Origin of the sequence: Embleya sp. NPDC050154, assembly GCF_044460165.1 — a bacterium.
Classification (GTDB): domain Bacteria; phylum Actinomycetota; class Actinomycetes; order Streptomycetales; family Streptomycetaceae; genus Embleya.
In genome coordinates this window covers 155,985-167,633 of record NZ_JBITJP010000023.1, presented here as the reverse complement: position 1 = coordinate 167,633, position 11,649 = coordinate 155,985, and the positions used below count along the sequence as shown (strand labels likewise).

The 11,649-nt window shown below is 70.7% G+C and carries 13 protein-coding genes; 6 read left to right on the top strand and 7 right to left on the bottom strand.

The window, feature by feature from the left end; all coding sequences use genetic code 11:
• Window positions 1-27 precede the first annotated feature (27 nt).
• Complete coding sequence (locus tag ACIBSV_RS37655) at window positions 28-474, bottom strand: dihydrofolate reductase family protein (protein WP_395871254.1); 447 nt, start codon at window positions 472-474, stop codon at window positions 28-30.
• 248 nt (window positions 475-722) lie between these two features.
• On the opposite strand from ACIBSV_RS37655, the gene ACIBSV_RS37650 reads away from it, so the two are divergent.
• The gene (locus ACIBSV_RS37650; RefSeq protein WP_395871252.1) at window positions 723-1,319 is read left to right on the top strand and encodes a hypothetical protein; all 597 of its coding nucleotides are present in this window, start codon (window positions 723-725) and stop codon (window positions 1,317-1,319) included.
• A 341-nt stretch (window positions 1,320-1,660) separates the two neighbouring features.
• On the opposite strand, the gene ACIBSV_RS37645 is transcribed toward ACIBSV_RS37650, so the two are convergent.
• From ACIBSV_RS37645 to ACIBSV_RS37635, 3 genes are all read right to left on the bottom strand, one after another.
• Complete coding sequence (locus ACIBSV_RS37645; protein ID WP_395871250.1) at window positions 1,661-2,062, bottom strand: hypothetical protein; 402 nt, start codon at window positions 2,060-2,062, stop codon at window positions 1,661-1,663.
• Window positions 2,059-2,301 carry a hypothetical protein gene (locus ACIBSV_RS37640; RefSeq protein WP_395871248.1) on the bottom strand — a complete coding sequence of 81 codons (243 nt, stop codon included), beginning with the start codon at window positions 2,299-2,301 and terminating at the stop codon, window positions 2,059-2,061. The genes ACIBSV_RS37645 and ACIBSV_RS37640 overlap by 4 nt, the downstream gene beginning before the upstream one ends.
• Window positions 2,302-2,661: 360 nt before the next feature.
• Window positions 2,662-3,525, bottom strand: a complete 864-nt coding sequence (locus ACIBSV_RS37635) for a phosphotransferase family protein (protein WP_395871246.1) — start codon at window positions 3,523-3,525, stop codon at window positions 2,662-2,664.
• A gap of 212 nt (window positions 3,526-3,737) precedes the next feature.
• Between ACIBSV_RS37635 and ACIBSV_RS37630 the strand changes: the two genes are divergently transcribed.
• Window positions 3,738-3,959 (top strand): hypothetical protein, encoded by a 222-nt coding sequence (locus tag ACIBSV_RS37630; RefSeq protein ID WP_395871245.1) that lies wholly within the window; start codon window positions 3,738-3,740, stop codon window positions 3,957-3,959.
• Window positions 3,960-4,149: 190 nt separating this feature from the next.
• On the opposite strand, the gene ACIBSV_RS37625 is transcribed toward ACIBSV_RS37630, so the two are convergent.
• Window positions 4,150-4,578 carry a hypothetical protein gene (locus ACIBSV_RS37625; protein ID WP_395871243.1) on the bottom strand — a complete coding sequence of 143 codons (429 nt, stop codon included), beginning with the start codon at window positions 4,576-4,578 and terminating at the stop codon, window positions 4,150-4,152.
• Between the two features lie 120 nt (window positions 4,579-4,698).
• Here ACIBSV_RS37625 and ACIBSV_RS37620 point away from each other — a divergent pair, with 120 nt between their 5' ends.
• The 3 genes from ACIBSV_RS37620 (at window position 4,699) to ACIBSV_RS37610 (ending at window position 8,126) form a co-directional block, all read left to right on the top strand.
• On the top strand, window positions 4,699-4,911 hold the full coding sequence (locus ACIBSV_RS37620; RefSeq protein WP_395871241.1) for a type II toxin-antitoxin system CcdA family antitoxin: 213 nt from the start codon (window positions 4,699-4,701) through the stop codon (window positions 4,909-4,911).
• Window positions 4,908-5,228 carry a type II toxin-antitoxin system PemK/MazF family toxin gene (locus tag ACIBSV_RS37615; protein WP_395871239.1) on the top strand — a complete coding sequence of 107 codons (321 nt, stop codon included), beginning with the start codon at window positions 4,908-4,910 and terminating at the stop codon, window positions 5,226-5,228. Before ACIBSV_RS37620 ends, ACIBSV_RS37615 begins: the two co-directional genes overlap by 4 nt.
• A gap of 117 nt (window positions 5,229-5,345) precedes the next feature.
• Window positions 5,346-8,126 (top strand): Helicase associated domain protein, encoded by a 2,781-nt coding sequence (locus ACIBSV_RS37610; protein WP_395871237.1) that lies wholly within the window; start codon window positions 5,346-5,348, stop codon window positions 8,124-8,126.
• Between the two features lie 444 nt (window positions 8,127-8,570).
• Here the strand turns inward: ACIBSV_RS37610 and ACIBSV_RS37605 are convergent, their stop codons facing one another.
• Window positions 8,571-8,873 carry a hypothetical protein gene (locus ACIBSV_RS37605; RefSeq protein WP_395871235.1) on the bottom strand — a complete coding sequence of 101 codons (303 nt, stop codon included), beginning with the start codon at window positions 8,871-8,873 and terminating at the stop codon, window positions 8,571-8,573.
• Between the two features lie 466 nt (window positions 8,874-9,339).
• Entirely contained in the window at window positions 9,340-10,002 is a 663-nt protein-coding gene (locus tag ACIBSV_RS37600; RefSeq protein WP_395871233.1) for a TetR/AcrR family transcriptional regulator, read from the bottom strand.
• A gap of 63 nt (window positions 10,003-10,065) precedes the next feature.
• Between ACIBSV_RS37600 and ACIBSV_RS37595 the strand changes: the two genes are divergently transcribed.
• A complete protein-coding gene (locus ACIBSV_RS37595) occupies window positions 10,066-10,689 on the top strand; it encodes a class I SAM-dependent methyltransferase (protein WP_395871231.1) in 624 nt (207 codons plus the stop codon).
• Window positions 10,690-11,649: the final 960 nt, after the last annotated feature.

The window sequence follows — 11,649 nt, the reverse complement described above, 5'->3', positions numbered from 1 at the left end:
GGCACCCGTGACCCGCCCTCCGGTCGGCTACCCGTCGGCGCGGCGGTAGGTGTTGATCAGCACCCCGCTCGTCGAGGCTGTCGTGTCCACGAGTGCGAGCGGGCGTCGCGTCGTGCCGTCGTCGAACAGCTTCTTGCCGTCTCCCAAGAGGAGCGGGAAGACCAGCAGGCGGTACTCGTCGACGAGATCGTGTTCGATGAGAGTCCGGAGGAACTCCCCGCTGCCCAGCACCAGGAACTCGCCGTCGGCTCGGTCCTTGATGCCGATGACCTCCGCCGCGACGTCGGCCCCGAGCAGGGTGGAGTTCGCCCATTCGAGGTGGGTGAGCGTACGGGAGGCCACGTACTTGGGCATGGTGTTCATGGCCGCCACCGCGGGGTCGGTGTCGTCGGCGTACGGCCAGGTTGCCGTGAAAATCTCGTACGTTCTGCGGCCGAGGAGCAGTCCGGCCGCCCCGGCGGTGGAGTCGCTCATGAACTTCTCCACCACCGTGTCGACGTAGGGCAATATCCAGCCGCCCCGGTCGAACCCGCCATCGCGGTCCTCGTCGGATCCGAGTAGGCGGCCGCGCCGGGCTCACTGCGAGGTACCGGCCGGCAACCGGCGTTTCGGAAGTCGAGAACGTCTGCGGTTGCGGGCAGCGCGGCTGCGGGAGAGTTGTCCTGCCCGGCAGTGCGTACGCGGAGCCCTACGAGCGATGATCAGGTTAAGGAGCAGACGTCGTGAGTGATCCGACCGGGTCGGCGCGCACATACCGCCTCTTTTACGGCAGGCGGCTCGCGATGGGAATCAGGGGCGAACCAGGGGTGCTCGTAAGCACGTCAACCCCGCCGCCGGTGCCAGGGGCCGCACCGGTCACGCATCCGTTCGCCGCCGGAACGTTCCACGTGGCCGAATGCGAGGGCGAGCTCGGGGCGCTCCTGCGCGCGGCATCCGATCTCCACGCGTTCCTCGACGCTGCCCGGCGTTGCGGCTACGCAGTCGAGGCGGTCGAGGACCGCAAGGCACCGTTGGCGCCTGCCGCGGGCGGCAGCGACGCGGCATCCGAGGGCGTCGACCGGCTCATAGTGGTGGGCAGAGCGCACTTCGCTCAGCTCAGGACCGACCCGGTGTTGAACGTCGTCGAGCTGCCCGACGGGCTCGGCGTCTGCCTGGTGCACGCCGTACGCGGCGGAGGCAAGATTTACGTCGCACCCGACGAATCGGCGCTGTTCGCGGGGTCAGCGGTCGACTTCGAGACGGGCCTCGACGCGTTCCGCGACGGCGCCCGCACGCCGCTCGAGAAATTCGACACCAACGGCGGTGGCACACCAGGGTGACGCCGCTGCCCTTGCCCGCGCTCCGCCCCCTTTGACGCAGAACACGGACAGTGCTCCGTCGGAGCCGAGGTCGTCGCGATCCCGACCACCGCTCGGACAGGGGCAGCCACTTCGTCAGCCACTGAAGGAGCCCCCTCTTCGGTCAGCCGAAGGTTCTACGGCCTGTAGCCCGCACCACCGACTCTCGGCGGTCTCCGCCTCCGTCACGTGCTCACCGGACACCGATAAATCTTCGGGGATCGCACCGAACACTCACGGCCACCCGGAGGAGACTGTGGCGGAGGAGGAGAGCGGGGGCGGCCCGTCGGCGTAGGCGGCGGGACCTACCGCCACAGGCGCGCTCAGCCTGTGAGGAAGGCGCCCTCGGAGCAGGGACGGCAGACGAATACGTAGCCCAACCGGCCGCCGAGGTTCATCGCGGCCTGCCGGTCGATCCCCTCTTCCAGGTGTGGCGCGGGCACGGTGGCGCTGCCCTCGGTCGCGGGCAGCGCCGCGGCGGCGAATTCCGTCGTGCCGGAGTAGGAGGGGCACCCGGGCCGGCGGTCGTCGTCCAGGCAGGAGGGGCTGCCGCCGAGCGATCCGAGCACCGCGCGTTGCTTCCCGAACCGCTCTCCGGGCTCCCGCTTCCACCCTGAACGGGCGAGGTCGTACGTGTCGCGCGGGATATCCTCGCTGTCGTCGTCCTCCGGTTCGAGCGTCACGACCCGGGTCGTGATCGCCGACACTGCGGGCAGCAGCGTCACGCCCTCCTCACGGCCACCGGTACCGGTCCCGCGGACGGGAAAAGAAGGACCCGATTCGCCCCGGAGGTCGCGTCCCACAGCTCGCAGGCGCCCGGATCGTTCTGGCACACGAACACCGACAGGACGCCGTACTCCACCGGCAGATGCGCGAAGAACTGCATCGGCCCTCCGCAGTAGTCGCCGCACACCGGCCCGGTGAACCCCTCGGGAGCCAGCGGCACACCCCCGGTACGTGGCACGTCCGCATCGGGCGCGGCTGTGCCGTCGTGGATCATCAAAGTTGCCTGTATGGGCGAAGGCTACGGGCAGTCGGCAGCTCAGGACCCAGCGGGCACAGTGCGCCGTCGCGGATCATCCCGGCGTACCCCGAGGTAGGAACACTCCACGGGCTCGGCGACGCCGGCGGCAGTCAACGGGGCAAGGACCGTGCGATGTCGATCCTCCGTCAGTTCTCCGTGTCTGTGCACAGCCCGTGCGGCCATGGCGCAGGCGGACCTGCTCCGTCCGGCCAAGATTCTCGGCAGCAATGAATCGTCAGGGCTGTTGGCATTGGCGAATCTCGCGAAGCCCGGACATCAGGCATGTACCCTCGGCGATTTCTACCGACCGTCCAGTTGCCTGGTCGCTGCGTCGAGTGTCGGCCAAGGAGGGCCCTCTCGCAGCAGGCGCAGGAATTCTTCCCCGAATCGCCTCCCGTTCGGAAACTGGTCGCCACGCTCCCAACGCCACGCTGCGACCATCGCGAGGACGAGCTGTCGGCACTCGTCCAGCAGTCCTTGGTCAATGCTCGGATAATGCTCGCAGACCGCCTCCGCAACATGGGCGAGATCGAACTCGACCGGTCCACGGCAGTACGTCTCGAGGTCGATGAACAACGGGCCGTTCTTCGTGCCCAGCACATTGCCCGGATGCGGCTCGCCGTGGAGCGGCTGCTCCACGACGCCGCGGTCCTCGATCGCCCGGCGCAGGCTTTCCAGTCTGCTGCCGAGGAACACACGGTCCGCGTCGGCGAGTTCCGGCGAGCGATCCGGGTCGGCGACGACTTCCTCCGCCTCCGCGATCCGATCCGTGAACCGTGGGCTCGGCACATCGACCTCGCGCATGCCGGCGTGCAGCCGCTCCAGCGCCTTGGCGTAGTCGACTGCCGAGACGTGAGGTGTCACGGGTTCGTAGTAGGTCCACAACGTCACTGCGAAGCCATCGCGTGTGTACACACGCGGGTCCACCCGAGGCTCCAAGGCGCCCACAGGGCATCCGGCCTCGGCGAGCCGTCGAGCGAGGTCGACTTCCAGTTGTGCGGCCTGCCCCGCTGGAGCGACCCGGGCAAGGACGCCGCACGGCGTCAGCCGCAGCGCGAGCCTGTTCGAGTTGTGGAGAACGACTGCGTCGTCGGCCGGCAGGTCCAGCGATGCGGCAACCGATGTCGCAGCCGCGATCGCACGCGTGAGGTCGGATATCTCCACCGGCGAATCTTGGCACGGATGAGCGAGGGCGATGTCAACCAGCGTGGCCAGATGCCAACTACCGTGTCCCGGCACAACACCCCGGCCCGCCCCAACCGGAAACCACGCCCGAAAGTCGTAAGAAAATCGGACAGGAAATCCTGGGCCACTACGGTCGACAACCGACGTAATGCGATGGCCACCCTCCACGCGCTGTACCTAATGTCGGCGGCATGACACACGACCCCGACGACCCGGCCACGATGACACCCGAAATGGCCGCCCAAATCCGCACCTGGCGAGTCGACGAGGAATACACCTACCGCGCCGTCGCCCAAGCCGCGACCGACCTGTGGGGCTCCACATGGGGCAGCAACCAGATCTACGGCACGGACCTGTGCATCACCGCAGCCCAAATGCTCGGAGAAGACCCCAACACCGACCCATGGAACTGACACCCCACCAACCCGACCCCGAGCGAATGCCCCGGACCACGACACCCGCCGCGCCGGCTCCTGAACCTGCTCCCACAGGTGCCGGCTCCTGAACCTGCTCCCACAGGTGCCGGCTCCTGAACCTGCTCCCGCAGGTGCCGGCTCCTGAACCTGCTCCCGCAGGAGCCGGCACAGCCGCGCGAGGCACGGGTCAGGAGCGGTGTCGAATGCGGTCGAGGTCCGGGTCCAGGACGACGAGGTCGGGATGTTCCCGCAGTTGCAGTCCGCGCGCCCAGTCCTCGAGGTCGGCCTTGTGCGCCGCCATGTCGCCGGTGGTGTCGGTGACGATCGCGAGCAGTTCCACATCGGTGTCGCTCAGGCCGCGGTAGCGGTTCGCGGGGGCATAGCAGGAGACGGCCTCGGCAGGGAGAGTGGAGCCGGCCGCGGCAAGCCTGTCGACCAGCCACCGCCGGAACGGCGTGTCCCGGGTACGCCAAGCCGGGTCGCAATCGTCGAACTCGGTTTCGGGACCGTCGAGATCGCCGACCAGCCACCGCCGAAACGGCGAGTCCCCAGCGCTTTGGGCCGCGTCGTGGTCGTCGAACTCGGGAACGTCGAAACCGGGACCGATGCCAGCCATGGCCCAATCCTCTCCACAGCCGCGGTGGGATACGCGAGACCCACCCGAACGAGTGGAACCCGGGTCGCGGCCGACACCAGGTAACGACTCCCGGATCATACTTCGCGTATGATCCGAGGTATGACGATCAAGGAACGGGTCACGGTGACGCTTCCCGCAGACCTGCTGGCCACCGCAAAGGCCGCCGCGGCGGGGAACCTGTCCGCCTACGTCGAGCGCGCGCTACGCGCCGAGGCCCTGCGCGAGGCTGGCGAGGCGATCGAGGCCTGGCGCGGCCGACACGGCGAGGACGTCGAGGAACTCGCGGACGTGTTCGGCGAGGACATCGCGTGAGGCTCGCACGCGGCCAGATCTGGGAAGTCCCCCTGGCCACCAAGGTCAGGGCCGTCCTGATCGTCGAATCCGACGCAGCCATCCGCGCCCTGCCCGGAACACTGGTGTGCATGATGATCGACCGGACCGGAGGCGCCCCCGACACCGTCGTCACGGTACCCATCGGCGAACCCGTGGCGGGGGCAGCCGTCGCGGTCGACCTGGTCGCCCTCACCGACAAACGCATCCGCTCGGGTACCTTCCTGGGAACCGCCGACCCCGCCGTGATGACCCGCGTGTCCGCCGCACTGCGCGTCGTCCTCGAACTCACCGACTGAACCTGGGGTCGCGGCCGGCCCATCGACCCGGCGTGCAGGTACGCAGGTGAGCACCGGCCGGGCGAACGCCATAGCGCGGGAGCGCCCGCGGGAGCCGGCGACACGAAGAGAGAAACCGTGCAGCATTCCTTGCCGCTTTTCCCACCCGAGCCCGCACCGCATCCCACGCGCCGGATCGCGTCGCCCCTGCGTCCGCACCAACGCGAAGCCGTCGACGCCATCGTCCGCGCCCTGGAGAACCCCGACGCGGACATGGTCCCGGGCGGGCCGAGCGGTGGTGCCCGGGCCACCGCGGTGATGGCCTGCGGCACCGGCAAGACGCGGATCGCCGCGGCCGTGGCCGCCGCCCTCGCCCCACGCGGGCGGGTGCTCGTCCTGGTCCCCACCCTCGACCTCCTCACCCAGACCGTCACCGCCTGGCGAAACGCCGGGCGCACCGCGGGAACGCAGATCGCCGTGTGCTCGCTGGGCGGCGACCGCACCCTGGACGAAGCCGGCGTGCGATGCACCACCAGCGCACCCCGAATCGCCTTGTGGGCAGGCGTCTCGGGGCCTGTGACCGTGTACGCCACCTACCAGTCACTCGGCGCCGTCCTGACCGCCCACCAGGGCGCCTACGGCCTCGCCCTCGCCGGTTTCGACCTCGTGGTCGTCGACGAGGCCCACCGCACCAGCGGATCCGTCGGGAAGGAATGGGCCGCGGTCCACGACAACACCCGACTTCCCGCCACGCGACGGCTGTACCTCACCGCCACGCCCCGCGTGTGGGAACCACCCGCCAACAGCGCCTACAGCGAAGCCACACTGTCGGACGCCGACCCCGAACTGCCCCCCGCCCTGGCCCAGGACGAAGCGTGGGAGGACCCCGACCCCGTCGCCGGCCCAGACGATGCCGGCGGCGGCGCCCCGGACTCGGAGTGGGACGACGAGGGCGAGGACGATCGGCCGGTCCGCGTGCGGGGCGGGCGGCCCGTGCACTCGGCGCTGGAGGCCCGCGCGGTCGCGTCGATGGACGACGAGGCGATCTTCGGCCCCGTCGTCCACCGCCTCGAACTCGCCGCGGCGGCCCGCATGGGCCTGATCGCACGGCCCAGGGTGGTCGTCGTGGAGATCACCGACCCGCAGGTCCAGGAACTCGCGGCGGCCACCGGCAGCAACCTCAACCGGGGCCTCGGCCGGCGCGGCATCGACGAGGTCGAGCAGTACCGCGCCGCGCGCCTGGTCGCGTTGCAGACCGCGCTCCTGCGCGCCGCCGCCGACGACGACCTGGACACGGTCATCGCCTACCACTCCCGCACCCTGGAGGCCCAGGCCTGTGCGGCGAGCCTGCCGGACGTGGCCGCGCGCCTGCATCAGGGCGAGCCGGGGCGCCACCCCGCTCACGTGTGGGCCGACTGGTTGAGTGGCGAACACCCCACCGACCACCGGCGCGACGTCCTGACCCGGTTCGTCGAACGCGCAGACCCCCACGGCACCATCGCACCCCGCGCGATCCTCAGCAACGTGCGTGTGTTGGCCGAAGGCGTCGACCTGCGGGCCCGCGCGGTGGCCTTCATGGACCCCAAGTTCAGCATCGTGGAGATCGTCCAGGCCATCGGCCGCGCCCTGCGCCAACACCCGGGCGAGGGACGCACCGCCACGATCATCGTCCCCGTGTTCCTCGCCCCCGGCGAACGACCCGATGACATGCTCGTCTCCGACAGCTACCACCCGCTGGTGCGCACCCTGCACGCCCTCGCCGCGCACGACGCCCGCGTCCTGGACATGCTCGCCACGCCGGCCCCGAGCGGACCCAAGACCTGGGCGAGAGCGGTGACCGATACCGAGGACATCGAGGAACGGGGCGACGTCGAGCCCGGTGACGGCGACGGAAGCGACGCCGGCGGTCAGGAGGAGCGGTTCCTGGTGCGGTTCATGACCGACCGCGACCCCACCCTGCTCCGCGACTTCATCAACCTGCGCGTCATCAACCCCGAACGCCGCGACTGGCGCCGGGGATACCACGCTGCCAAACGCTGGCACACGGCCCACGGCCACCTGCGGGTGCCGCTGGAGAGCATCGACTACGACGCCGAGACCGGGACCTCGTACCCGATCGGGCAATGGATCGGGGACCAGCGGCGGGCCCGGGCGGCGGGGTCGATCACCCCGCACCGCGTCGAGCTGCTGGAGCGGTTGGGAATGGTGTGGAACACCGACGACACCGCCTTCGAGGACGGACTCGCCATAAGCCGCGCGTACTTCGCCGTCCACGGGCACCTGGCCGCGCCCAAACCCGCCGCGATCAACGGGTATCCCGTCGGGCAATTCCTCGCCAACTGCCGACGGCCGCTGGAGACACGCAAGAACCCCGAACGCTGGCGCGAACGCTGGCAACGCCTGGCCGAGATCGACCCCGACTGGAACCCCACCGGACGGCCGGATCCGGCGCAGCGGTGGTCGCTGGATTGGCAACGCATGCTCGCCGCCGTACGCCTGCACACCGAGGCCGGCGGCCGCGTCGACGACCTGGTGCCCGGACACACCGTGGGCGGCGAGGACATCGGAGCATGGCTCCGGCGGCAACGGCGCAGCGGGGCGGACCTGACGCCGGCGCAGCGGGCGGCGTTGGCGGGTGTGGGTGTCGACGTCACCGCGCGGGAGGAGCGGCCCGCGGTGTCGGCGGCAGGGGTGGTGCGGGCGGATCGGTGGGCGCTCACCCTCGCCGCGGCGGCGGCGTTTCGGGAGCGCGAGGGGCACCTCACCGTCCCCCGCAAGCACGTCGAATTCGTCGAACACGGCGGCGAGGCGCACCAGGTCAAGTTGGGGGTCGCCCTCGCGAACGCGCGACAACGACGCGCCACATACCCGCCCGAGCGACTCCAGGCGCTTTCCGCGCTCGGTATGCGGTGGGCGTGAGTTTCGGGCGTCGGGCCGGATGGGATTCGAGGTCGCCTCGGCCGTCCGAGGGTGTGGTGGTTGCGTTCGGGAGAGGTTCGCGCGCTTGGGTCGGTGCGCCCGGCTCCGGGTCCGGGCCGGGTGGCCGGTTTGTCCGCCGGAAGGGCGTGTTCGTCTCGTTCGGATGAACCGCCCGCACCGGGGGCCGGTTTGGGGCGAGGGTGGGTGGGTGCCCTTCGTGGGGTCCACACTTTTCGCCTCGTGGCGTGTGGTGCGGGCTGTGCCCCGCGACGGAGACGAGGGAATGGCTCCGGCCGCGGCAACGCGTGGCCGGAGCCATTCCTGTTCGTCGCGCGGGCACTTCGGTGGAGGGGACGACCGGTCGGTGCCCGTGGACGGGTCAGGGTGTCTCGCCGCGTCTGATTCGGTCCGCGACGGTCTCGATGTGTTGATCGAACATGCGGTTCATGGTCGCCACCAACTGCGGGCCGGATCCGGGTGGAGCAGGCCGGGGACCAGGTCGTCGAGGCCGATGTGCCGGCCGGGGGTGTTCAGGCCTTCGAAGCGCTCCGGGACGAAGGCGTCGAGGTTGCTGTCGAGGACATGGTCGACGGGTTCGAGCGCGGGGTCGGGGGGCTGTCGGGCGCGGAGTTCGAGGCGGCGATGCATCGCGCGGAGTTCCTCGTCGGAGCGGGCTGCGGGCTCTTCGCTCGTGACGGCTTTGCGGGTGTGGCCTTCGTCGTCGGTCCATTCACGGATGACCCACACGTGACCTCCCGGGATCGGGACCGGGACCGGTACTCCCCCGATCCGACAAGCAGAAGAGGGGTCGCGTCGCGGGTTGCCGGGGCCGTCGGTGCCCGCGGTCCGGGCCCGTGGGGGCGGGGGATGCAGTGAGGATGACGAGCGATGGCGATACTCGTGACGGCACTTTGCTGAAGTGGGCCGGCGCAGCTTGCCGAAGACACGTGGTGCGGATCGGGCGACGGCGTGCTGCGAGGGCCGGCTTTGATCCACTCTTCGAGGCGCGTGCGGAGGTCGTGCACGGTGATCGAGGCCAACTCCTCGATGGGCACGCCGAGGTCGTCGTGGAACGAGAAACCCGCGCGGTACCCGAGGTCGCGCTCGTGGATGTTCGCGGTCCGCATCGATGAAGCAGGGGCCCTTCGCTCCCGGCGGGTTGTGTTCGGTGCAGCGGGGCGAGCGTTCCGGTAGCCGCAGCCGGGTCGCCGACCTACTTGTGGTCGGTACAGAGGTGGGCGGTCAGGGTCGCACCAACCCACTCCTCCCAGGCGTCGGGGGACCAGCCCCGGTCGCGGACGAAGATCAGGTACAGCTCCGGGCTGAGAAGCCCGTACAGCAGGTCGGCGGCCCGCGCGGCGTCGATGTCGGGGCGGGCGTCGGGCTTGGAGGTCAGGGCCTTCGCCGCGGCGTGCTGGACGGTGTAGCGCGGGTCGGGGCCGGCGGGCCACTGCGCGGCGATCTCCGGGTCCGTGGCGGCGGCAGCCGCGATCAGCGGCACGATCGGGGCGACCCGGCCGAGGATGTCGCGCACGCCCCGTATGTGGGCGCGCAGTTGCCCGGCCGCGGTGGGCTCCGCGCACGCGCTGTGGAACCAGTCCCGGTCCATCGTGGCGACCGGCTCGGCGTCGCCCGCGATGGACGTGTCGACGACGTCCTTGAACAGCGCGCGCTTGTTGCGGAACACGAAGTACACGGTCTGGACGGCCACTCCCGCGCGATCCGCGACCTCCTGAAGGCTTGTCGCGCCGTATCCCTGCGCGACGAACAGGTCCCGCGCCGCCGCGACGATCCTCTCGCGGGTGAGCCGCGAGCGCTCGGCCCGCTTGTCGGGACGCTTGACGTCTTGTTCGTCGGATCCCTTGACCGTGTCCATGCCGGGAGTATATCTCTAGAGTTCGTCATTAGAGCTGAACTCTAGATTCTTGTAGGGGTAGTGATGAGTGAGACTCGAACGCCTGCGGAACTCGACCAAGAGGCATTGGTGCGCCGCGTGTTGGAGGACTTCTACCGGGACGGCAAGCCGCCGTGGGACAGCGGCATCACGCCGCCCGAGCTGGTGGCCCTGGTAGAGGGGCCCGGTGCGCTGATGCCGGGCCGGGTCCTCGAACTCGGCTGCGGCACCGGGACCAACGCCGTGTACCTGGCCCGGCACGGGTGGCGGGTGACGGCCGTCGACCTGGTCGACCGCGCGGTCCGGCAGGCGAGGGAGAAGGCCGACGCGGCCGGAGCGGACGTCACCGTGCTGTGCGGGGACGCCACCCGACTCGACGAGGTGGGCGTGCCCGGCCCGTACGACCTGTTCTTCGACCTGAGCTGCTACTGCGGAATACCACCGCACCGCCGCGACGCCTACGCCGCCGGCCTCACCGAGCGTGCCGCTCCCGGCGCACGACTGCTGATGTTCGGATACGGGCCCGGGGCGTTCGACGACACGTGGTCCGGCGCCACCGCCGACGAACTCACCGCCAGGTTCGCCGGGTGGGAGCTAACCGACGTGACGCCGGGTACGAACCCGGTCCCCACGTTCTGGTTCACGCTGCGCCGTGCCACCGCCGCATGAGCCCGGTCGCACCGGGCAACTTCTCGGAGCCCGTCGGCGGCGGGGCCTCGGGCGTCGCCTGATTCCGCGCGCCCTCCCGGAACCACACGCAGCGAGCGCACGGCGCCGGTGCCGACGGCGGCGTTGAAACGCCCGATCAACACGCGCTCCAGGAGGCGTAGTCGGGTGGCGTAGGTGGACGAGGCGGCGTGCAGGTCAAGGCGGCCGGTGTCGGGATCGTAGTGGCCGGCGGTCCCTTGTCGGCGTACTCGGGGCAGGCCCGGGGCCCTCGACTTCCCCTCGGCGAGGGGCCGCGGGACCACACCACCGCACGGCTCGGCGGGAGGAGCCCTGCCGAAAGCCGGATCGAACCGATCGGCCGACGCACGCCCGCCGGGCAAGCGGGCACCGGGCCCGCCGTCGCGTCTCGGGGGGCGCCCCCCGAGGCACACGGGACGGGCAGCGCCGGAGCCGGCACTCGCGGCGCCGTTGCGCTCACGTCGGGTCGAGACCGTCACAGTCGGGGCGGGTGGGCCGAAGCACGCGACGCCCGCGCTGGTCCGGTCGCGGGAGAAGCACTCGCACGCCGCCCGCACGAAGCCCCGCAACGATCACCCTGAGGCCACAGGCGCGGAGAGGCGCGGGATTCGGGCATCTTGAAAGAAGAAGCCGGCGATCACGGGATTCACCCGTCCGGCCCCGCTTCCGTCCTCGGTCACGCAAGGGTGGGCGGCCCGGCGACGCACGGGGGCGGCCGCCGGTCAGCGCCCGGCCCCGGTGGCGCCGCTGGGCGTACAGCGTGCCGGGGACGATGCTCGTGGCGGTGCTCATGGGCATCGGTGAGGAGGCCGGTCACCACCTGATGACCGGCGCCGTCCCCGCCCTCGCGAGCGTCGTGCGATGGCACCGCCGTGAGTCGGCGGCGACAATCCGGGATTGTCGCCGTCGACTCGCTCGCGACGTCGTTCCGACGGCGTTGGT